The 20574-nt window shown below is 60.8% G+C and carries 17 protein-coding genes and 1 rRNA gene; 10 read left to right on the top strand and 8 right to left on the bottom strand.

Going from position 1 to position 20574, the window contains the following annotated elements:
• Nucleotides 1-12 precede the first annotated feature (12 nt).
• From OP10G_RS04130 to OP10G_RS04120, 3 genes are read right to left on the bottom strand one after another with little or no spacing between them, the layout of a single operon-like run.
• On the bottom strand, nucleotides 13-765 hold the full coding sequence (locus tag OP10G_RS04130) for a hypothetical protein (RefSeq protein ID WP_025227145.1): 753 nt from the start codon (nucleotides 763-765) through the stop codon (nucleotides 13-15).
• Complete coding sequence (locus OP10G_RS04125; RefSeq protein WP_084178802.1) at nucleotides 762-1253, bottom strand: MarR family winged helix-turn-helix transcriptional regulator; 492 nt, start codon at nucleotides 1251-1253, stop codon at nucleotides 762-764. Before OP10G_RS04125 ends, OP10G_RS04130 begins: the two co-directional genes overlap by 4 nt.
• On the bottom strand, nucleotides 1229-3487 hold the full coding sequence (locus OP10G_RS04120; protein ID WP_025227147.1) for a S9 family peptidase: 2259 nt from the start codon (nucleotides 3485-3487) through the stop codon (nucleotides 1229-1231). Before OP10G_RS04120 ends, OP10G_RS04125 begins: the two co-directional genes overlap by 25 nt.
• 113 nt (nucleotides 3488-3600) lie before the next feature.
• Between OP10G_RS04120 and OP10G_RS26120 the strand changes: the two genes are divergently transcribed.
• Genes OP10G_RS26120 through OP10G_RS04100 form a run of 4 tightly spaced genes read left to right on the top strand, consistent with a single transcriptional unit; the run spans nucleotide 3601 to nucleotide 8288 of the window.
• A complete protein-coding gene (locus OP10G_RS26120; protein WP_025227148.1) occupies nucleotides 3601-4527 on the top strand; it encodes a dihydrodipicolinate synthase family protein in 927 nt (308 codons plus the stop codon).
• Nucleotides 4524-5483 (top strand): proline racemase family protein, encoded by a 960-nt coding sequence (locus OP10G_RS04110; RefSeq protein ID WP_038472506.1) that lies wholly within the window; start codon nucleotides 4524-4526, stop codon nucleotides 5481-5483. Before OP10G_RS26120 ends, OP10G_RS04110 begins: the two co-directional genes overlap by 4 nt.
• Complete coding sequence (locus tag OP10G_RS04105; RefSeq protein WP_025227150.1) at nucleotides 5483-6727, top strand: NAD(P)/FAD-dependent oxidoreductase; 1245 nt, start codon at nucleotides 5483-5485, stop codon at nucleotides 6725-6727. Before OP10G_RS04110 ends, OP10G_RS04105 begins: the two co-directional genes overlap by 1 nt.
• Nucleotides 6720-8288 carry an aldehyde dehydrogenase (NADP(+)) gene (locus OP10G_RS04100; protein WP_025227151.1) on the top strand — a complete coding sequence of 523 codons (1569 nt, stop codon included), beginning with the start codon at nucleotides 6720-6722 and terminating at the stop codon, nucleotides 8286-8288. The genes OP10G_RS04105 and OP10G_RS04100 overlap by 8 nt, the downstream gene beginning before the upstream one ends.
• Here the strand turns inward: OP10G_RS04100 and OP10G_RS04095 are convergent.
• From OP10G_RS04095 to OP10G_RS04075, 5 genes are read right to left on the bottom strand one after another with little or no spacing between them, the layout of a single operon-like run.
• Nucleotides 8285-8824, bottom strand: coding sequence for a metalloprotease family protein (locus tag OP10G_RS04095; protein WP_025227152.1), 540 nt, complete (start codon nucleotides 8822-8824; stop codon nucleotides 8285-8287). The two genes, OP10G_RS04100 and OP10G_RS04095, sit on opposite strands and share 4 nt — an antisense overlap.
• Nucleotides 8821-9291: a tetratricopeptide repeat protein gene (locus tag OP10G_RS04090; protein ID WP_025227153.1), complete on the bottom strand. Its 471-nt coding sequence runs from the start codon at nucleotides 9289-9291 to the stop codon at nucleotides 8821-8823. The genes OP10G_RS04095 and OP10G_RS04090 overlap by 4 nt, the downstream gene beginning before the upstream one ends.
• 38 nt (nucleotides 9292-9329) lie before the next feature.
• On the bottom strand, nucleotides 9330-10538 hold the full coding sequence (locus OP10G_RS04085; RefSeq protein ID WP_025227154.1) for a cysteine desulfurase-like protein: 1209 nt from the start codon (nucleotides 10536-10538) through the stop codon (nucleotides 9330-9332).
• A gap of 4 nt (nucleotides 10539-10542) precedes the next feature.
• The gene (locus OP10G_RS04080; RefSeq protein WP_025227155.1) at nucleotides 10543-11859 is read right to left on the bottom strand and encodes a hemolysin family protein; all 1317 of its coding nucleotides are present in this window, start codon (nucleotides 11857-11859) and stop codon (nucleotides 10543-10545) included.
• Between the two features lie 59 nt (nucleotides 11860-11918).
• Nucleotides 11919-14105, bottom strand: coding sequence for a spermidine synthase (locus OP10G_RS04075; protein ID WP_025227156.1), 2187 nt, complete (start codon nucleotides 14103-14105; stop codon nucleotides 11919-11921).
• A 486-nt stretch (nucleotides 14106-14591) separates the two neighbouring features.
• Between OP10G_RS04075 and OP10G_RS04070 the strand changes: the two genes are divergently transcribed.
• The 6 genes from OP10G_RS04070 (at nucleotide 14592) to OP10G_RS23945 (ending at nucleotide 20539) form a co-directional block, all read left to right on the top strand.
• Nucleotides 14592-16103 (top strand): 16S ribosomal RNA (locus OP10G_RS04070).
• A 571-nt stretch (nucleotides 16104-16674) separates the two neighbouring features.
• On the top strand, nucleotides 16675-17532 hold the full coding sequence (locus tag OP10G_RS04065; protein WP_052547525.1) for an EamA family transporter: 858 nt from the start codon (nucleotides 16675-16677) through the stop codon (nucleotides 17530-17532).
• 19 nt (nucleotides 17533-17551) lie between these two features.
• Nucleotides 17552-18298, top strand: a complete 747-nt coding sequence (locus tag OP10G_RS04060; protein WP_038472501.1) for a dolichyl-phosphate beta-glucosyltransferase — start codon at nucleotides 17552-17554, stop codon at nucleotides 18296-18298.
• A gap of 97 nt (nucleotides 18299-18395) precedes the next feature.
• Nucleotides 18396-18638 (top strand): DUF433 domain-containing protein, encoded by a 243-nt coding sequence (locus OP10G_RS27785; protein ID WP_084179735.1) that lies wholly within the window; start codon nucleotides 18396-18398, stop codon nucleotides 18636-18638.
• 198 nt (nucleotides 18639-18836) lie between these two features.
• Nucleotides 18837-19562, top strand: coding sequence for a class I SAM-dependent methyltransferase (locus OP10G_RS04050; protein WP_025227160.1), 726 nt, complete (start codon nucleotides 18837-18839; stop codon nucleotides 19560-19562).
• A complete protein-coding gene (locus OP10G_RS23945) occupies nucleotides 19559-20539 on the top strand; it encodes a menaquinone biosynthetic enzyme MqnA/MqnD family protein (protein ID WP_144240987.1) in 981 nt (326 codons plus the stop codon). The genes OP10G_RS04050 and OP10G_RS23945 overlap by 4 nt, the downstream gene beginning before the upstream one ends.
• Nucleotides 20540-20574: the final 35 nt, after the last annotated feature.

Below are 20574 nucleotides of genomic sequence, written 5' to 3'. Positions count from 1 at the left end.
GAGGGTTCGCCGTCAACTCGAGGTGGGTGGCGACCAGCGCCAGGGGTATTCGCCGAAGACTCGGCGAAGCAGCGTGTACAGACGCGGATCGTACGCCGCGAGCTGCCGCCGCGTCCAGATCTCGTTGTGGATTCCGTTAGGCGGAGTCACGTGGGCGTTGCAGTCGAAGTAGTCCTGCACCCCTTCCGCCCAATATTCGCTCTCGTTGCTTGAGGCGTACGTTTTCTTCCAAAGCCCCTCGGCCACCGCTTGACGATAGGCCTTTCGCAAAGAAGGCAAGAAACTCTTATCGACGGAGGCGACTCCCATGTCGGCGATGGTGTGGCCGAATTCGTGGATGAAAATGCACTCGCCCTTGTATCGGTCGCCGGGCAGAGCGAGCAGGTTTTCCTCCGCGCCGCTGATCACCGGGATCTCGGAGGTTGCGCCGACGCCGCGTGTCCGCTTGTTCCAGTCGGTGCCGGGGAAACGGGTGTTTAGGTCGCGATACTCGGGAATGTCGGTCGTCTGCTCATGGGCACCGATAATGGCGATGCGAATGTGGTTCTCGTGCATCGCGACGATCGCATCCGCTCGGACCCCTTGCAACATGTGTGCCGCAAGGCCTGCTGCCTGGACCAATGCCGCGTCCGATACATTCTTGGAAGCCATGATCGGGAGCCCCCGGGTGAAGACGCACTTTGCGTAGAACGGGTCGGCGTGCATCGCCGCAGGCGGAGCGGAGACGGTCTGCGACAGCGCAACGAGAGCGACAACGCCGATCATCCTGCCCTCCGGACTTGGGCGTCCCGAACCGGTAGGCAGATCGGATCCGCGACCGTCGTGTACAACTCGTTAAGCAACGCGAGCAACGAAGAAAGATCCTCGTTTCCCAATCCGCTCATTGCGACGGCGATTCGCTGGAGATGTGGCGGATAGACCCGGTCGAACAATTCCTCTCCGGCGGGAGTGATCCGTACCATCGTGATCCGCCGGTCCCCCTGGACCCGTTCGCGCCCCACGAGACCGGCCTTTTCTAGGTTATCCACCACGAGCGTCACGTTGCCGCCGGTCTTCAGAAGGTACGTGGCAATGTCTTTCTGGGCGAGCGGTCCGTTCAGCCGTAACACTTTGAGGGTGGAGAATTGGCTGGCGGTAAGCCCTTCGTCGGCGAGTCCCCGGCTCACCTCGGCGTGAAGCGCCTCCGCCGTGCGGACTAGCCTGACGTACGCGGCAACCGGGTCGGAGCTCACGGCTTCTCCTCTTCGTTCCACTTCGGCGGCTCTAGTCCGAGCAGGTTGCGAACGAAGAAGTCGCGCCGTTTCCGCTCCCCGTAGGCGCCGCCATCGGTATGGTCGGAGCCCGGTAAGACGAGGAAATCGAAATCCTTATTAGCCTTGATGAGAGCGTCGACGAGGCGATAGGTCGACTCGGGCGGCACGTTGTGGTCCTGCTCACCTACGAACAGGAGGAGCTTGCCCTTGAGCTTGCCCGCGTTGGTGATGTTCGACTGCTCGGCGTAGTGCGGTCCCATCAGCCCCATCCACTGTTCGTTCCACCAGATCTTGTCCATCCGATTGTCGTGGCAGCCGCAGGAGCTGACCGCGACCTTGTAGAACTCCGGATGAAACAGCACCGCGCCGGTGGAGTTTTGCCCGCCTGCCGACGTTCCGTACACGCCGACCCTTGAGATGTCGACCGACGGATATTTCGCGGCAAGGGCGGTCATCCAGAGGATCCGGTCCGGGAATCCGGCATCGGCGAGATTCTTGTAGCAGACGTCGTGGAATGCTTTCCCTCGATTGCGGGTACCCATGCCGTCGATCTGAACGACGATGAATCCGAGCTCGGCGAGAGAAGCCATGCTGCGCCACGAGGCGAAGCTCTTCGGTACGAACGAATCTTGCGGCCCGGCGTAGATGTTCTCAATCACCGGATATCGCTTGCGCGGATTGAAGTTCGATGGTCGGTAGACGATGCCATAGATGTCGGTTTTGCCATCCCGTCCCTTCGCCACGAACGGCTCCGGCGCGCGGAACCCCTTCGCCTTCAAATCTCTGATATCGCCTTGCTCGAGGGTGGCCAGGAGCTTTCCGTCCGACGTCCGGCGAAGCTCGTGAACGGGCGGGGAATCCACGGTTGACACTGAATCGATGAGGTAATCCGCTTTCGGCGAGAGACGCGCCACGTGGTTTCCATGCTCCGGCGTGAGGTCGACGAGGCCGGTGCCGTCGAAATTCACTCGATACCAGCGAATGAAATACGGGTCCTCGCCGGCTTCTCGACCGCTGGCGGTGAAGAGAATCGTGCGGGCCACCTCATCCACCTTTTCGACCGTGCGCACCACCCAGGGACCGCTTGTGATCCGGTGAAGCTCTCGCTTGTCGTCCAGCAAATAGAGATGTCCCCAGCCGTCACGCTCGGATCGCCACACGATTTCGTCGGACTTCTTGGCGTACCAGATGAACTGGCTGGTCGAATCCACAAACGTGCTGGGATGGTCGTCGAGCAGCGCCTTGGACTCGCCGGTGACCGAGTCGACCTCGATCAGCCGCCAGCGGCCATATCCTCGGTCCATCTTTTCATAAGTAAAGTGCCGGCCATCTCGCTCCCAATCCGGACTGGGAAGGTCGCCGTAATCCACTGGGTCGGCCGAGATCTGTTTCGCTTCGTTCTTCTCGGGATCGAGGATCCAAATGTCGAAGGTGTCGACCTTGTCTCCGGGCAAATCGTAGACCCGCGCGGTATGGACGGCACGTCCCCCTTGAGCCGGCGACGACTCGATCAGATCGACGAGACGTCGATCACCGGGATGGACGCGAACGGCGACGATCCGCTTATCGTCCGGGGTCCACCAGAGACGCGCAAAGTAGCCGTCGGCCGCTCCGCTCTTCGTAATCTGACTCTTGGCGCCCCCCTTGGGCCAAACCATGACGTTGAATCCCTCGATCTGAGCGACCCATTTCCCGTCCTTCGATTCATATTCTCTCAGCGACGCGGGGTGAAGGTCCTGATTCCATGGCTCCGAGCGAGGCGGGCGCGCTCGAGGCTTGGGCGTGGTTTCTTCGAGGGTGTAGTCGCTCAGTTTGCATTTCCACCCTTTCCCATCGGCATCGAACCGGAGAAGATCCCCTTCGAACGCGATTTCCGAAAATGGAAGCTTGGCGGGGTCGACCGGCTTATTGAGAGTCTTGCCAAGGGCGGCGGCAAGGCGTTCGTGATCGAAAGCGGGCCCCCGCTGGCCGGACTCCGCAAGAACCCCGATGAATTCCTTTTTCCCCTCGCGTAAGTCGTTCCGGTACCAGAAACGGGTTCCATCCGCGTACCAGTGAGGGTCGATACTCAGCTTGTAGGCGTTCGAGTTGTACAGTTGACGCAGGCCGTTCGCTCGCCTGTACGATTCGCGAATCTCCGACGCCGGTGGTTTGCCGCTGCCGGCAAGGGCTACGGATAGGGAGAGAACACCGAGAAAAACCGGCGTGAGACGCCGCGGGAGAAGGTTCTGCATAAAGACACTTGAATGTTAAACGATTTATGCTTAAAATGGTGGTGAATTCTCATCCCTGACGGCCGAGCCGTTTAGTTCTTCCGGGCGACTCGCCCATGCCACGACTTACGACCATGAACGTTAATTGGAAAGGGGTCTTCCCCGCAGCGACCACTCAGTTTCACCGCGACCTGAGCCTCGACCTAGATGCGACCGCCCGCCACTTGGAGGTGCTGATCGACTCCGGCGTCTCTGGCCTCGTGATGTTGGGGTCGCTCGGCGAGAACGTTTCGTTGACGCTGGAAGAGAAGCGCGAGGTCATTCGGACCGCCCTTTCGGCGTCGGCCGGCCGGGTTCCGGTCTTGAGCGGAGTGGCCGAGCTGAGCACCACAGCCGGGCTCGCGTGGGTTCGTGAGTTGGAAGATCTGGGAGCCCAAGGGGCGATGGTGATGCCGGCGATGGCGTTCCGGCCGGACCGCGACGAAACGCTCGCGCACTATCGGACGATCGCACGCGGGACCTCGCTCCCTCTGATCGTCTACAACAACCCGATCAGCTACCATGCCGACGTCGATTCGGAGATGTTCGCGGAGCTGGCCGAGGAGCGGAATCTGGTGGCGATCAAAGAGTCGTCCGGCGACGTTCGCCGAATCACCGATATCATCAACGCGGTGGGCGACCGCTACGTAATCTTCGCGGGCGTCGACGATTTGGCTCTCGAGTGCGCAATGCTCGGCGCGACTGGCTGGATCGCGGGAATCGGCCTCGCGTTCCCCGCCGAGAACCAGTATCTATGGGACTTGATGATGGCCGGCGAGTGGGAGAAAGCGCGCGAAATCTACCGCTGGTACACCCCGCTGCTCCACCTCGATGTCGGAACGAAGTTCGTACAGAACATCAAACTGGCGATCCAAGAGGTCGGGCTCGGCGCGGAGCACGTGCGTTCGCCACGCCTTCCGCTCACCGGTGCGGCGCGGGAACGTGTGCTCGGAATCATCCGAAAGGGACTGGCCGAGCGACCAAAGGTTCCCACTGCCGTAGCATCGGCTTCCAGCCGATGAGCCTCCCCCACGCGGAAACGTTGAGAATCGCCGTCATCGATTCCCACACCGGCGGCGAACCGACGCGGGTCGTCCTCGAAGGCGGGATCCCGCTGGCTGGCGAGACGATGGGCGATCGGCGGGACGATTTTGCCCGCCGGTTCGATCACCTGCGGGCAGGGATCGTGAACGAGCCTCGAGGCAACGATGTGCTCGTCGGAGCGATCCTGACCAAACCGGTGAACGAGGGCTCGACGGTGGGCGTCGTGTTTTTCAACAATGTCGGCTACCTAGGGATGTGCGGTCACGGTACGATTGGGGTAGTCGAAACGCTTCGACTGCAGCAACGCGTCCAGCCTGGTGAGGTGAAGATCGATACCCCGGTGGGGACGGTGTCTGCCGAGCTGCTCGAAAATGGGGAAGTGTCGATCCGGAACGTCGTGAGTTACCGTCACCTGGCCGGCGTCCGCATTGACGTCCCGGGTCTCGGCTCGGTCGTGGGGGACGTAGGCTACGGGGGGAACTGGTTCTACATCGTGCACGAGCCTCATTTCGAAATCGAGCTGGACCGGTCGGCGGAGTTGACGGACATCTGCTGGCGAATCCGTCGCGCACTGGAGCGCGAGGGGATCACCGGAGCGGATGGGGCGGAGATCGACCACATCGAGCTCTTCGGCGAGCCGACCGGGGCCAATTCGGATTCCAGAAACTTTGTTCTATGCCCCGGCGGCGCATATGACCGGTCACCCTGCGGTACCGGCACGAGCGCCAAGCTCGCTTGTCTCTACTCGGCTGGGAAATTGAAGGAAGGGGAGTGGTACTCCCAGGAGAGCGTCACCGGCTCCGTGTTCAGGGGCAAGGTCGAGGCGGTTGAAGGCGGGGTTATCCCGACAGTCGTGGGCAGAGCCTTCATTACCGCTCAAACGGATCTTTATTTCGACAACCAAGACCCCCTCCGTTGGGGGATGGGCGTCTGATGGCAGGCAAGCACGTCGTAGTCATCGGGGCGGGCGTGATCGGTCTATGCGCGGCCGAAGCCATGCTGCGACGCGGGTTTCGAGTGACGATCCTGGAGCGAGATGCCGAACCCGGCAACGGCTGCTCATACGGCAACGGCGGGATCGTCGTCCCAAGTCACTTTGTCCCGCTCGCCGCCCCCGGGATGATGGCGATGGGGATCAAGATGATGGCCAACCGCCGCAGTCCGTTTGGATTTGACCGGCCATGGAATCTGGAAGCCCTCGACTGGACCGTACGCTTCATGCGCGCCTCCAACCAGGCCCATGTCGCCCGGAGCGCCCCGCTCTTGCGCGATCTCAACCTGGCGAGCCGCGCCATTTACGAAGAGCTGGTCGTGGGAATGGCCCCGGAAGTTGGGTACGAAGAGCGTGGACTCCTAATGCTCTGCCAGACCGCGAAAGCGCTTGACGCGGAAGCCCGCTTGGCCGAGGACGCAAACAAACTGGGGTTGAAGGCAGTGGTGCTCGATGGACAAGGAGTAGCGGCGGTCGAACCAAATGTATGGATGGAGGTGGCCGGGGGCGTCCATTTCTTGGACGACGCCCACCTCACTCCGGCCACGTTCATGCGGGAAATGCGCGGGCGCATCCTGGCGGCCGGCGGCGAAATCCGGGACGGCCTCGCCGGAGACGATTTTCGCACTGCGGATAACCACATCCAAGCCGCCGGCGGTGTTGAGGCGGACGAGTTCGTTCTTGCCACCGGCGCTTGGTCGGGCCAGGTCGCCCGCAAGCTCGGATTGCGATTGCCGATGCTGGCCGGTAAAGGGTACGGGTTGACCGTCGCCAATCCTCCGGAAACGCCGTCGCTGCCTGCGATCCTCGTCGAAGCCCGCATCGCGGTGACGCCGATGACCGACGGAGTGCGTTTCGTCGGGACTATGGAACTTGGTCCTCCCGGACTTCGCCAGAATCCCGCGAGAGTCGAGGGGATTCGAAGTAGCATCCCCCGCTACTACCCAAACTTCACCCCCGGAAGCCTTGAAAAGTCGCCGGTTTGGACCGGACTGCGCCCCTGTTCTCCGGACGGTCTGCCGTACATCGGAAGACCGAAGAGATACCGAAATCTCATCGTGGCCACGGGACACGCCATGATGGGGATGAGTCTGGGTCCCATCAGTGGGAAACTGGTCGCCGAGCTCGCGGCGAACGACACCCCTTCCATTGCCCTGAACCTCCTTTCTCCCGATCGATATGCTTGACGTTTCACTTTCCGGTAGCAACTTCATCGGCTCCTCGCCGTCCGCGGATGGGGCGGAGCGAATCCGAGCGTCCGCGCGCCAGGATGGCCGCCCGCTGGAGCCCGAGTTCATCTTTGCCACCCCGGAGGAAGTCGCGGAAGCAGCGCGGAAAGCCGCCGCCGCGTTTCCGGTCTACGCTTCCTTAACTTCGGAGGCCAGAGCGTCGTTTTTGGAAGCGATCGCGTCGGGGATCGAGCGGCTCGGAGATCCCCTGATCGAGCGAGCCCATGCCGAATCGGGATTGCCGCTCGCGCGGCTAACCGGTGAGCGCGGCCGGACCTGCGGCCAGCTTCGAATGTTCGCCGCGCTCATCCGCGAGGGCTCTTGGGTCGACGCGCGAATCGACTTGGCGCAGCCAGATCGAGCCCCCGTTCCCAAGCCCGACATCCGCCGGATGCTCATGCCCATCGGTCCGGTGGCCGTGTTTGGAGCGTCGAATTTTCCCCTCGCCTTCTCAGTGGCGGGAGGAGACACCGCCAGTGCGCTCGCCTCCGGATGCCCGGTGATCGTGAAGGGGCACCCGGCTCACCCCGGCACCTCGGAGATGGTGGCGCGGGCGATTCTCGCCGCCGCAGAGGCAAGCGGAATGCCGGACGGCGTCTTCTCCCTCGTCCATGGCGGAGCGGAAGTCGGGAGGGAGCTGGTAGAGCGCCCCGAAATCGAAGCGGTAGCTTTTACCGGTTCGCGCACCGCCGGGCGGGCACTTTACAACCTGGCCGCCGCTCGACCCCGCCCGATTCCGGTCTTTGCCGAGATGGGAAGCGTCAACCCTCTGTTCGTCCTCCCCGGCGCACTTGCGGAGAGAGGCGAAGCGATCTCGAAAGGGTACGCGGACTCGCTGGTCATGGGGGTCGGGCAGTTCTGCACCAACCCCGGCATCTTGATCGGCATCGATGGAGAGGCATTCGAATCGATGCTTTGGAGCGTGGCCGCCAAGCTCGGCGAAGTTGCCCCCGGCACAATGCTCACCGATGCGATCTGCGAGCGGTACGACCAAGGGGTCGCCGCCTGGTCGCAACACTCCTCGCTGACCGCGCTCTTTTTCAACGAGAATCGAGCCGCCCCCGCTCTTTTTTCCACTTCCGCCGAGCACTTTCTCCAGCGTCCGGAGCTGGCGGAGGAGTTATTCGGGCCCGGCGCGATTGCGGTGCGCTGCCAAGACTTCGACGAGCTAGTGGCGGTTGCCCAAGCGCTTCACGGTCAATTGACCGCCTCCGTTCACCGGTCCGACGCCGACGACGAATCGCTGGCCGCCCTCCTTCCGGTTCTCGCCGGAATCGCGGGCCGGGTCGTGGTCGACGGATTCCCTACCGGAGTCGAGGTATGCCCGTCGATGCAGCATGGCGGACCGTATCCGGCCACCACCGATTCTCGATCGACGAGCGTAGGCACCGCGGCGATTTTCCGCTTCGTCCGCCCGGTCGCTTTCCAGAACCTGCCGAACCGGTTCTTGCCGGCGGAGCTTCAGGACGGAAATCCGCGGGGTATCTGGCGCCTAATCGATGGAACCCTGCAGCGCTAAGCCAGCAGGTTCACGAGCAGCCCAGGAAGGAAGCCGGCAACCGCGACCCCGTAGAGGAGGTCGAGCCAGAAAATCGAGGCCAGTGCGCCAAGGTAGATAACGCCGACGATTGGAATTCCCAACGCCTTCGTCCAAATCGGCGTCTCTTTGTCGGTGACGGATGACCATATCGAGGCGGCGTCCCCGGTGCTCGGAAACGAGTGCATAGCGATGGAAACCCCCAGCCACATGAGCAGCCAATCGAGGACGTCGCCACCATGGAACTTCAGAACCGGGATTGCCGCGGGCGCCGCAATGACCGCTCCCAAAATCGTGTTAACGAAAAATGGCCCGATGCCGACAAGGGTGTCCTGCCACGCATGTTTCGCCCGGCGATGGATGACATAACCCGCCGGTTGCCCGAATCCCGTGCTGAACTGGAAATATTGGACCGCATAGATATCCAATCCAAAGAGTCGACAGAAGAGGGCATGGGCCAGCTCGTGGACGATGACTCCCGGGAAGGTCAACCAAGTGATAATGAATCCCGGAATCATGCTTTCCCAGCCTCGCTGAATCCGTCGGGGTTTTCAGCCTTGGCTCTGTCGATCAGCGCCTTTTCCAATCCGTCGAGCGTGTCCTTCTGCTCGTTGGTGATCTGCCTGCCGCTGAACCAATCGAGAGTCTTAGCCGCGTCCTCTAGTCGATCCGCGCCGATGTAATCTCGAATGAGGTCGATCCGAACCTCCTCCGCCGTTGGATATTTCTCCAAAATCGGCTCGAGCTGTTTCACCGCTTCGTCAAAACGCTTGGCCTGCTCTAATCGCCCTACCCGTTCGTAGGCGATTCCTCTTCCGATGGCGGCCGGCGCCCGAACCAGGCCGAACACGAAAGCGATTGCGGTAACCGCCGCGAGTACTTTCACGAACGGAGGAAACGGCAGTTTCCCCAGCGGAGTTGGCTCCTCATAGAATTGGGGCGGCTCCGGAACGGCGATGGGTGGCGGTGGAGTGACTTCGCTCAAGTGAAAATCCTGGCCGTCATCGTATCACACCGTGTTGGTCAAAGTACTTCGTCGAGGGCGGCGAAAAGCCGATCGAGCTCGGCGTCGGTGTTGTAGTGAAGGAGACTGATCCGGACCACGCCGGGATCGGTAGGGATTCCCAAAGATTGGCAAAGCCGATAGGCGTACATGTGCCCGTGGCGAATGCCGACGCCGCGCGAGTCGGTGTGGGCCGAGACCGCGTCGCTCGCGACCCGGTCGCTCACGAAGCTGATGGTGCCGACGCAAGACCGGTCCGGTTTCCCGGGCCCGACGATTGTCACCCCCGGTTTTTCCCGCAAGTAATTCATGACTCGGTACTGCAGCGGCAGCTCCAACCTCTCGATCTCATCGAAAGCCTTCACCACCGTCTCGCGATCGTCAGATTCCCGGCCCGCTAAGAAGCGGAGAAAGGGTTGAACCGCCAGGAGCCCGGCGCATCCCTCATGCGACGCGCCTCCCAGCTCAAATGTGTAGGGGATCGACGAGGTCGGGATGAAAAAGTGGTTAGGACCGGTCAGCTCGGCGAGCGCGTCGTGGCGGCCGAACAGCGCCGCCATATGCGGCCCGAACACCTTGTAGGTCGAGTACACGTACCAATCGACGCCCCACTCCGCCACGTCGATCGCTCGGTGAGGGGCGTAAGCGACTCCGTCGGCGATGACCCTCGCTCCCACCCGGTGGGCCGCCTCGGTAACTGCTTTGACATCCACCACGTGGCCCAGAAGGTTTGACACGTGGGGGAGCGCCACGATCCGCGTCCGCTCGTTCAGCATCTCCTCCAGAGCCGAGAGGGGACACTCGTAGGTCGTCGGGTCGACTTTCCAAATCCGAATTTTGGCGCCGTACCGTTCCAACCGCGCCCAGGGTCCGGCATTCGCTTCATGGTTCGTCTCCGCGATGACGATTTCGTCGCCCGGTCTCAGCGTTTCCCCGTAAGAAGCGGCGAGAATCGTAGTGAGAGCCGTGGTCGAGGGTCCAAGAATGACCCGGCCAACCCCTTCCGCGTTTACGAACGTCTCGATGAATGCATGGGCGGCTTCATTGACCGCGGTCGCCCTCTTCGACTGCTCGTACCCGGCGCCGAGCTGCACGTAGCTCGAGAGCATGTAGTCCCGGACTCCGTCCGCAACCACCGCCGGCACCTGAGAACCTCCCGCGTTCTCCAAGAACGCAAAGTCGTCGGTCAGCGTGGGAAACCAGGAGCGGATCTCGGCGATGGAGGGCATGGGATTATTCTTCTTCGGCCGGCTGGATCAGCTCGGGGGCGAGCTGGATGGAGACGCGGGTGATCCGCCGCCTGGCCATGTTCTCCACCCGCATCAGGCCGAGATTGGTCTTCACGCTGTCTCCCGGCCTCGGCACGCGTTCGAGAGCGTCGATCATGATCGTCGCGAGCGTGTCGGTGTTCTCCCCCGGGTCGATCGGCAAACTTAGACGGGACACCAGCTCGTCGAACCGGATGTCCGCCCGCGCCGAAACTCGGTTTCCGGGCAGTTGCTCGATCGGAGGCCGCTCGCTCTCCAGACGGTCCTCGAGCTCGCCAAAAACCTCTTCGACCACGTCCTCCAAGGTGACGAGACCGCTCGTGCCGCCGTATTCGTCCATGACGATGAGCATCTGCGTCTTCTCGGTACGCATCGTCTCCACGATTTTCTCCATCGAGAGGTTTTCGGGAATGGCGACCATCGGACGCACGACTTTGGCAAGCGAAAAGTCGCGGTCGTCCATGTACTTCACGATGTCATGAAGATAGGCAAGGCCCACCATATCGTCGATGTCCCCGCGGCAAACCGGGAGCCGGGTGAACGGTATCTGACGCAGGCGTGCGAAGAGCTCCTGCTTATTGAGGTCCACATCCAGCCACTTGATATCGAGCCGGTGGATCATGATGTCGCGCGCGTCCAAGACGTCGAGCCGCAACGCCCGCGTGACCATATCGGCGTGCGTCTTGTCGAGCACCCCGGCATTCCCGCCGGTCTGCACCAGCATCAGGAGCTCTTCCTTCGGAATCGATTCATCCTCGTGAGCATGGATATCGATCTTGGCCAGCCGAAGAATGAGCCCCGCCGTGCTTTGGGCGAGCCAGATAATCGGCCTTAGAAGGATGGACAAAAATCGGAGCGGCCGGAACGTAATTAGGGCCACTTCCTCGGCTCGCCGAAGGGCGTAATACTTCGGGCAAAGCTCGCCCACGACCACGAGGACGAACGACACCAGAAAGAAGGAGATCGCATACCCCAGCGTCTTCGTGGCTTGCGGACCGATGGCGTCGCGCAAGAAGGTGAGCTTGCCGAAGGTTTCGGTCAAGAGATCGGTGACGAACGGCTCGGTGATCGAACCAACGCCGATGCTGATCATCGTGATGCCGATTTGGCTTCCCGCGACATAGCTGGAGACGTTGTCGAGCTCCTTCGCAAGGTCCTTCGCTCGCTTGTTTCCACGCTTCGCCAGCGCATCCACCCGGCTCCGGCGAGCGCTAACAATCGAGTATTCCGCCGCGACGAAGAACACGCTGCCCAGCACCAGCAGCAAGCTTATGATCCACATCAGCGGAACTTCGCCCTCTCCACCGAACCATTGTAGCGGGAACGTAGCCGCTACCGAATCTATTCCTGCTTCAACACGCTCAGGACGTTCGAATAGTCGTCGGTCCAGGCCTTGTCGCCGAGATCCAGGTCGCGGACGCTCCAATTGGAGTTCTTTTGGAGAGGGCCAAGGTCCTCCTTCTTTCGGGCGAGGATCATCCAGATCGAGGAAGTTTTGCCTTCGTCGGCTTCATCGCGGCTCGGGGCGTCCTCGTCGAGATAGGCGACGAGGCCAAGGTCGCGGGCCATTGCGGTGAGGACTCCGCTGAGCTCCAGATATCGGTTGCTGATGTGGTACGCCAAGATCCCGCCGGGAGCGAGCTTTCGTAGGTACATTGCTCCCGCTTCGCGGGTTAGCAGGTGCACGGGGATCGAGTCCGAGCTGAACGCGTCGAGAACGATCAATCCGTAGCTGTGGTCGGGGGCTTTCGCAAGCTGCAGCCGGGCGTCTCCGATGACGATGTCCACCTTGGCTCTGCTATTCCGCACGAAGGTGAAGAGCTTGGGATTGGTCGCCAAATTCCGCACCGTCGGGTCGATTTCGTAGAACGTCATCCGCTGCCCGGGCTCGCCATATGCGGCGATCGAGCCGACGCCGAGGCCCACAAGGGCGACGTTTTCTTTCTTGGTCGGGCCGGAAAACGCGGAGAAGACGGTTCCGATCGGACCGGTTCGGTGGTAGTAGGTCAGTGGCTCGCTCTGTCTCTCCATGTTTTGCAGTCCGTGCAATGTGTTTCCGTGCAGGAGCTGGTGGAATCGGTCGTGGACGCCGAAGACTAGGACTCGGTGGACACCGAAGAAGCTTCGTTCGCTCAAAATGACCTTCGCCGCCGAGGCGATGCCGGTGGCGTTGGCCACGAGGATCATCGCGGCGAGAGACGATCCGAACCGTACTGGCCGGTCGACGGCTAGGAAACATAGAACGGCGGGGAGGCCGACGGCGAGGAACGTCCGCATCTGGCTCGGCGGAACTTCGTATCGAAGCATCCCCATTGCGACCGCGAACGTGAGGACGCCGACGCTTATCGGATAGTAAGCGTCGGCAATGCTCGCCTTGGTCCCCGGCCGATAGGCGGGAAGCAGCAGGGCGGCGGCGATCAGCGCCAGCGGGTATTCGAACAGGGTGTTGAAGATGACCGGAGCGACGATCGCGTTGAACGCGCCGCCAAGCACTCCTCCCACGGACATCCAGAAGTAGAACTCCGTCAGATGCGCCGCCGCGGGGCGCGATTCGCTGAGGCGAGCGTGGCAGGCCCAAGCCACGATAAAAAACACCGACAGATGGACGATAGCGAGGGCCGGCATGAACGCCTCCATCACGATCATCACGATGATCGCCGGGATCAGCATTCCCGCGATCCGGCCCAGGGGTCGCGACCCGATAAAAGGGCGCTTCTTGAAAACGAGGATGAAGGTGAGGAGGTAGAGGGCGAGCGGAACGACCCAGAGAAGCGGAATCGGGGCGACGTTGGTGGAGATATATGCGGTCGCACCGAGAAGAAGGCTGGAGGGGACGGCGGAAAGGGCGATCCACTTTAGGCGCATCCGGTTTGTGATCGCCCCTGCGTCCACTAAAACATCTTCGTCAGTGGGCTCCGATGCCACGACCTCGGGTCGGGGAGAGCGGGCCATCGCCGCCGCGCAGGTAGCCATGAGAGCCACGAGCAGGCCAAATCCGCCCGCCCAGAGCCAGGTTTGCTGAGGAAGCCGGAGTCGTGGCTCGACGAGCAGGGGATATGCCAGGAGCGCCACCATGCTGCCGAGGTTGCTGGCGCTATACAAGAAGTAAGGGTCCTTGGCATGTGGGTCGCGGGTATCGGCGAACCAACGTTGGATGAGGGGGGCTCCCGCCGATACGGCGAAGAACGAAAGCCCAACCAACACGAGGAGCTGGGCCAGCAATCGGAGGGTGGGCACGCCTTCGCCGGTTGCGCCTCCGGAAACTCGCGTGACGAACGGCAAGGTGAGAAGCGCCGCCGCCATGATCGCCAGATGCAGCCAAGGTTGACGCCGGACGCCTAACTTACGCGTGGAGAGGTGCGCGTAACCGTAACCCAGGAGGAGGACGGCTTGGAAAAAGAGCTCGCAGGTCGTCCACACGCTGGCGGTGCCGCCATACGAAGGAAGGATGATCCGCGCCACCATCGGCTGCACCAAGAACAGCAGAGCGGAGCTCAAGAAGATCGTCAGGGTGTACAGGATGCGCACGGACCGCTAACGATAGCACGCCTTATGGGGCAGGCGTCCCGCCACCCACTATTCCATCCACTGGCTGCGCCCGATTCAGTTGACTGAAGAGGTGTCCGCGGATGCAGCGCTTCGGTTTTCTGGGGCGTACAAATAGGAAGAGACGGCCCAGCCCCTTAAAGCGGAGCAAGATTCAGAGAGAATTTTTGACCCAGGGGTTGACAGGGCAGACTCAATTGAGGGAGAATATCCCTTGTCGCCGGTTAAGTCCGGTTGGCCTGGAACCTTGAAAGCCGCATAGAGAGACGTTCAGATAAGTAGTTCTGACGGAAAGGTTTGTCATCGAAAGATGTTGAATCCCGTTGAAAAGACAATCGGCGGCTTTGGTTCCTGCGCGGTTACACGCGGTGGGACTGGAGACCATGGGGGTTAATCTACCCATGGAGAACGCAAACAAAAAATCAGTCAACCATAGCGTTTCGAAAGAGACGTTTAGGTAGATCACTTTCTTCGGAGAGTTTGATCATGGCTCAGGACGAACGCTGGCGGCGTGCCTAAAACATGCAAGTCGAACGAGGGTAGTAATACCTTAGTGGCGAACGGCGGAGTAATACATAAGCAACGTGCCCCGAAGACTGGGATATACAGCCGAAAGGCTGGGCAATACCGGATGTGACGGAAGATCGGCATCGATTTTCCATTAAACAGTTTTTTGCTTCGGGAGCGGCTTATGGCCTATCAGGTAGTTGGTGAGGTAACGGCTCACCAAGCCGACGACGGGTAGCGGGTCTGAGAGGATGGTCCGCTCGAGTGGGACTGAGACACGGCCCACACACCTACGGGTGGCAGCAGTTGGGAATCTTGCACAATGGGGGAAACCCTGATGCAGCGACGCCGCGTGGAGGACGAAGGGTCTAGGCCTGTAAACTCCTTTTACTCGGAAAGACTTAGGACGGTACCGAGTGAATAAGGACCGGCTAACTACGTGCCAGCAGCCGCGGTAAGACGTAGGGTCCAAGCGTTGTCCGGATTTACTGGGCGTAAAGAGCGCGTAGGCGGCTCGTTAAGTGTAGAGTGAAATCTCTGGGCTCACCCCAGAAACCGCTGTGCATACTGGCGAGCTGGAGTGTCGGAGAGGTATGTGGAATTCCTGGTGTAGCGGTGAAATGCGTTGATATCAGGAGGAACACCCATGGCGAAGGCAGCATACTGGCCGACCACTGACGCTGAGGCGCGAAAGCGTGGGTAGCAAACAGGATTAGATACCCTGGTAGTCCACGCCCTAAACGATGGATACTAGGCGTAAGGGGTATCGACCCCCCTTGTGCCGCAGCTAACGCACTAAGTATCCCGCCTGGGGAGTACGGCCGCAAGGTTGAAACTCAAATGAATTGACGGGGACCCGCACAAGCGGTGGAGCATGTGGATTAATTCGATACTAACCGAAGAACCTTACCCAGACTTGACATCGATTGAAAAGTCCAGAAATGGGCTCCTCCCTCACAAGGGGACATGAAGACACTTGTTGCATGGCTGTCGTCAGCTCGTGCCGTGAGGTGTACGGTTAAGTCCGCCAACGAGCGCAACCCACGTCCTGTGTTACCAGCGAGAAAGTCGGGCACTCACAGGAGACCGCCGGTGTAAGCCGGAGGAAGGTGTGGATGACGTCAAGTCAGCATGGCAGTTACGTCTGGGGCTTCACACATGCTACAATGGGCGCAACAGAGGGCCGCGATACCGCGAGGTGGAGCCAATCCCAAAAATACGCCCCCAGTTCAGATTGCAGTCTGCAACTCGACTGCATGAAGGCGGAATCGCTAGTAAACGCAGGTCAGCTATACTGCGTTGAATACGTTCCCGGGTCTTGTACACACCGCCCGTCAAGTCACTTGAATCGTCTTCACCCGAAGTCCGTGGCCTAACCCGCAAGGGAAGGAGCGGCCGAAGGTGAGGGGGGTAAGAGGGACTAAGTCGTAACAAGGTACCCGTACCGGAAGGTGTGGGTGGATCACCTCCTTAAAAGAGAAGCACTCTTTGCTCGATATGAGCGAAGACATCTCTAGGTCGACTTATCTAAACAACAAATCTCTCGACTGCGGCTTTGAAGGAATAAGCCCCGCAACTTCTAACCAACGAAGCGGCGGGGCTTTTTCAGTTCTGGACCTAACGTGGCACGGGCTTCCAGCCCGTGTGTATCACGACCATCCTGGTCGTGTAAACGTAGCATCCGCTCCCAGCCGATGAACCCCACGACCGTATCGGTCGTGCCAGTGGGTTCCAAGGGCAGGGATGCCCTTGGAACCCACTGGCTGTAATTCAGTGCTACGCATTGGTAGACTAAAATCTACTTATGTGGGCTACAATAGAGGCAATGCCCGAGCATGCGGCCAGACCATAAATGCCCCGACGAATAAAGTAAAAAATACGGAACGAACCCAGATTTGAACCTGAACCGGGCCAAGACGAACCCAGAAATGGCGGATCCCAACCCGAACAAACCGCATTACACTATGCCGGAGGACCCGGTCCTGTCGGCGCCCATGGCGGATGTGTCGGTGCTGGATAATGGAAGGGGAAGCCGCGGTTGACGTTGAAGGTTGGCAGAATTTGGGTCCTCATCTCGGCCGCGGCGTTTGGCACGATGTCCGTGTTGGCGCACCGCGGGTACGCGGCGGGGCTGGATGTCCCGACCCTGATGCTCCTCCGGTTTGGGCTGGCGAGCCTCGCCCTTTGGGCAGTGGTTTTGACAAAACGCGAACCGCTACCTCGCGGCAAGAAGCTGGGAATGCTGCTCCTGATGGGCGTGGCGATCTACTTCGCCCAATCGTACACCTACTTCGCCGCGATCCAGCACATTCCCGCCGCCATGGTATCGCTCTTGCTGTACCTCTATCCGGTCATCGTCACTCTATTCTCCATCCTCCTCTTTAAGGAAAAACTGACGGTCGTTCGGGTTGGAGCGCTTGCCCTCGCGCTGCTGGGGACCGCCCTGACGATCGGCCGAGTGGGGCATGGCGATGCCCTCGGAGTGATCCTAGCCCTGGTTTCCGCCGGCCTCTATTCCGCCTATATCCTCGTGGGAAGTCGCGCCGCGGCTGGCGTTAGCCCCCTCGCCACTACGGCGGTAGTTACCGGCGGGACCGCCCTCAGCTATATCGCCTACGTTCTTCTCAAGGGAGCCGCCCCCATCACGTTAGCCGGATTCGGGTGGGGCGCGGCGCTTTCGATCGCTTCAGTCGTGGCGATCGGTGGGCTGCTTGCCGGCTTAGCCAAGATCAGCCCCGTCGAGGCGTCGGTTCTTTCCGCGCTCGAACCGATCGTCACCGCGCTGCTAGCCGCTATTTTCCTTGGCGAGGCGTTAGGGACGAGCCAGTACGCCGGAGGAACGCTCATCCTGGCGGCCGTGGTCATCCTCGTTCGTTCGGGTCAAAAGGAACCCGCGCGGTAGACTCCCGGTTGATTTGTCCGTGCCCCAGCTCAGCGTGCCCAGACTCTCCGTGGTGGTGCCCGCTTATAACGAAGAGGAGCGGTTGCCCAGAACCCTGGCACGGCTCCACGAGTACTACTCCGGCCAGGGGTACCGCTATGAAGTGATCGTCGTCAGCGACGGCAGTGCCGACCGCACTCGCGAGCTGGTGGAGGACTTTGCGAAAGGCCACCCTGAATTTCGCGTCATCGAGTACCAGCCGAACCATGGGAAGGGGTACGCCGTCCGAACCGGGATCGAGCAGGCGAAGGGCGAGTTGATCCTATTCTGCGACGCTGACCTGGCAACCCCTCAAGAAGAGACGGAAAAGCTGCTCGAGCATATGGCGAAAGGAGCCGACGTAGCGATCGGAAGCCGCCCGTTGCGCGAAAGCACTCTCGAGGTTCACCAGCCCTTCTACCGCGAGATGCTCGGACGATCGTTTAACAAGCTTGTCCAACTCCTCGCGATAAGAGGAATCGAAGACACCCAATGCGGCTTCAAAATGTTCACCCCCGAGGCCGCCCGAGAGATCTTCCGCCGCTGCAAACTGGACGGCTTCGGCTTCGACTTTGAGTCGTTGATGATCGCGCGAGACCTCGGACTCCGAATCGACGAAGTCCCGATCCGATGGTCACACCAGGAAGGTTCGAAAGTTGTTCTCATGCGCGACGGCCCGCGAATGTTGCTTGACCTCGTCAAACTCCGGCTCGCCGGTAAACGGAAGCGACTGGCGCTAAGAGGGTAGTCGGCCATCTCGCCGCTTTGAAGTGGAATGTCGGGGTGCATAATGAACTCAAGTATCGGAGTCGACAAACGTGGCTGACCTTCTAGACCGCATCACGATGGACCCTTCCATTCGCCACGGAATGCTGCTCGAGCTTCTTGGCGCCGGAATGTCCATCGAGGAAATTCTTGAAGATTATCCTGACCTAGAGCGCGAAGATCCGCTAGCCGTCTTTGCGATTGCGGCGCGTTTGAGTAGTCCGACGCGGCTCATCGAGATTCTCCCTTCCGTGCATTCCACCCTGGAAGGGTGCCAGAAATTAGCCCCGGGTTTCCTACCCAGGGTCCGGAGGTCGGTCTGAACCGACCCCGGAGCGGGTCGCAGAACCCTCCGGACGTCAACAGATTGAGTCTTGGCGGCCCATTGAGTCAGGTGAAGAGGCTCGTCCTTGGGGTTGAACATCGGAAATCTCGTTGAACTTAGCTCTACCGCCCTTATCATCCAATAGTGAGCCGTTACCGCCGAGAGGAGATACCATGCTGAGCGGGATGGCGGCGCAGTGAACCCGGACGAGTACACGAAGATGTACGAGCTCGAGGACCACTATTGGTGGTTCGTCGGGCGTCGCGGATTGGCGCTTCGCCTTCTGCGCAAGTTCGTAACCCGCGACAAACCGGACGTGCTTGACCTCGGATGCGGAACCGGTGTCGTCCTTCGCGAACTCTCTACCTGGGCCCACCCGGTGGGGCTCGATATGAGCCCGAAGGCGCTTGGCTACTGCCAGACGCGCGATCTGAAACAGCTCGTCAAAGGAGATGGCGTGCACCTCCCGTTCAAAGATGGCTCGTTCGACGCGATCATCGGCCTCGATATCTTCGAACACATCGAAGACGACACGGGGGCATTCGCGGAGGCGTTTCGCGTGTTGCGCCCGGGCGGGGTAGTGGTGCTGAGCGTGCCCGCGTTCCGATCCTTGTGGGGGCCGCACGACGTCGCGCTGCACCACTTCCGCCGGTACCGCGCCTCCGAAGTGAGGAAGAAACTACGGGCGGCCGGGTTCGAGGCGAAGCGGGTCGGTTACTCCGTCTTCTTCCTTTTCCCAGTCGTGGTGGTGTGGCGCATATTCGAAAAGCGGAAACGCGGACCGGCCAAGGCTTCGCTGGTGAACGTGCCCAGGTGGGGCAACCGACTGCTTGCGGGAGTTCAAGACGTAGAAGCATCTATGATCCAGCGTTTCGATCTTCCCTGGGGGAGCAGCGTCATCGCCGTGGGTAAGAAGCCGTGAGCTATACCGTAGGGTGCGTTTCGTATGTAAACGCAATCCCGCTGGTGATGCGGTTCGAAGACTGGGGTGACAGCTCGCCGGTTCGGGTGATCTACGACGTACCGTCCCGACTGCCCGCTCTGCTCGACAGCGGCGAGGCGCAAGCGATCCTGGTCTCCAGCCTCGACGCCTTGCGCATCCCCGGCCGCCGTATGGCGGCCGAAGTCTGCATCGGCTCCCATGGCCCGGTCAAGAGCGTCCGCCTCTTCTCCAAGGTGCCGCCAAAAGAGATCCAGTCCTTGGCGCTGGATTCCAGTTCGCTGACCAGCAACCGCCTCGCCAGGGTGATCCTTTCCGAACGATACGACACCGATCCGAAGGTAGTCACGCTTGCCCCAAACCTCCACGACATGCTGAAGGAGGCGGACGCCTGCGTTTTGATTGGCGACATCGGGATGATATCCGACGGAACCGATCTGCACGTGCTCGACCTCGGCGAAGAGTGGCGGCGCCTCACCGGCAAGCCGTTTGTGTGGGCCGCGTGGATCGGAAACGAGGGGCTGACGCCGGAACTGGCCGGCTGGCTGATGGCGGGGGCGGAGACCTGGTGTGTCGGTCGCAAACTGGAAATCGAGGCCGGCATCAGCCGATTGATGCGGCTGGTGTATCGTCGGCACCTCCTCGACGAAGGCTCTCACGAGCACGTGGAGCTGGTACGCGAGAGGCTCGTGGAACGGGCGCTGAAGCACGCCCCCGGCTGGACGGCCGACATGATTCTCGACTACTACTTGAACGTGATGGTGTACGACATGAACGACGCCATGCACGAGGGATTGCGCGAATTCCAGCGGCGTCTGGTGTCGAACGGCTTCACCGATTCCAACCATTTCCCCGCCCTCGTCGGAGCGGACTTCCCCCAAGTCGAGGCGATGCGGGCCGAAATAGCCGCACGCGGCGAGTCGATCCCCGATTGGCTCCGCCCCTCTCGTACCGATTAATGAGAAGCCGCCTTGGTTACGGCGTTTAACCAAAG

The organism is Fimbriimonas ginsengisoli Gsoil 348 (assembly GCF_000724625.1).
In the GTDB taxonomy this organism is placed as follows: domain Bacteria; phylum Armatimonadota; class Fimbriimonadia; order Fimbriimonadales; family Fimbriimonadaceae; genus Fimbriimonas; species Fimbriimonas ginsengisoli.
Note: the sequence above shows the minus strand (reverse complement) of the source record. Positions and strands in the feature narration are given on the sequence as shown.

What these genes read in the sequence shown, in the direction of transcription:
- OP10G_RS04080 (WP_025227155.1), bottom strand. Translation starts at nt 11,859, where the DNA reads ATGTGGATCATAAGCTTGCTGCTGGTGCTGGGCAGCGTGTTCTTCGTC.
- OP10G_RS04095 (WP_025227152.1), bottom strand. Translation starts at nt 8,824, where the DNA reads ATGATTCCGGGATTCATTATCACTTGGTTGACCTTCCCGGGAGTCATC.
- OP10G_RS04100 (WP_025227151.1), top strand. Translation starts at nt 6,720, where the DNA reads ATGCTTGACGTTTCACTTTCCGGTAGCAACTTCATCGGCTCCTCGCCG.
- OP10G_RS04085 (WP_025227154.1), bottom strand. Translation starts at nt 10,538, where the DNA reads ATGCCCTCCATCGCCGAGATCCGCTCCTGGTTTCCCACGCTGACCGAC.
- OP10G_RS04130 (WP_025227145.1), bottom strand. Translation starts at nt 765, where the DNA reads ATGATCGGCGTTGTCGCTCTCGTTGCGCTGTCGCAGACCGTCTCCGCT.
- OP10G_RS26120 (WP_025227148.1), top strand. Translation starts at nt 3,601, where the DNA reads ATGAACGTTAATTGGAAAGGGGTCTTCCCCGCAGCGACCACTCAGTTT.
- OP10G_RS04105 (WP_025227150.1), top strand. Translation starts at nt 5,483, where the DNA reads ATGGCAGGCAAGCACGTCGTAGTCATCGGGGCGGGCGTGATCGGTCTA.
- OP10G_RS27785 (WP_084179735.1), top strand. Translation starts at nt 18,396, where the DNA reads ATGGACCCTTCCATTCGCCACGGAATGCTGCTCGAGCTTCTTGGCGCC.
- OP10G_RS04120 (WP_025227147.1), bottom strand. Translation starts at nt 3,487, where the DNA reads ATGCAGAACCTTCTCCCGCGGCGTCTCACGCCGGTTTTTCTCGGTGTT.
- OP10G_RS04110 (WP_038472506.1), top strand. Translation starts at nt 4,524, where the DNA reads ATGAGCCTCCCCCACGCGGAAACGTTGAGAATCGCCGTCATCGATTCC.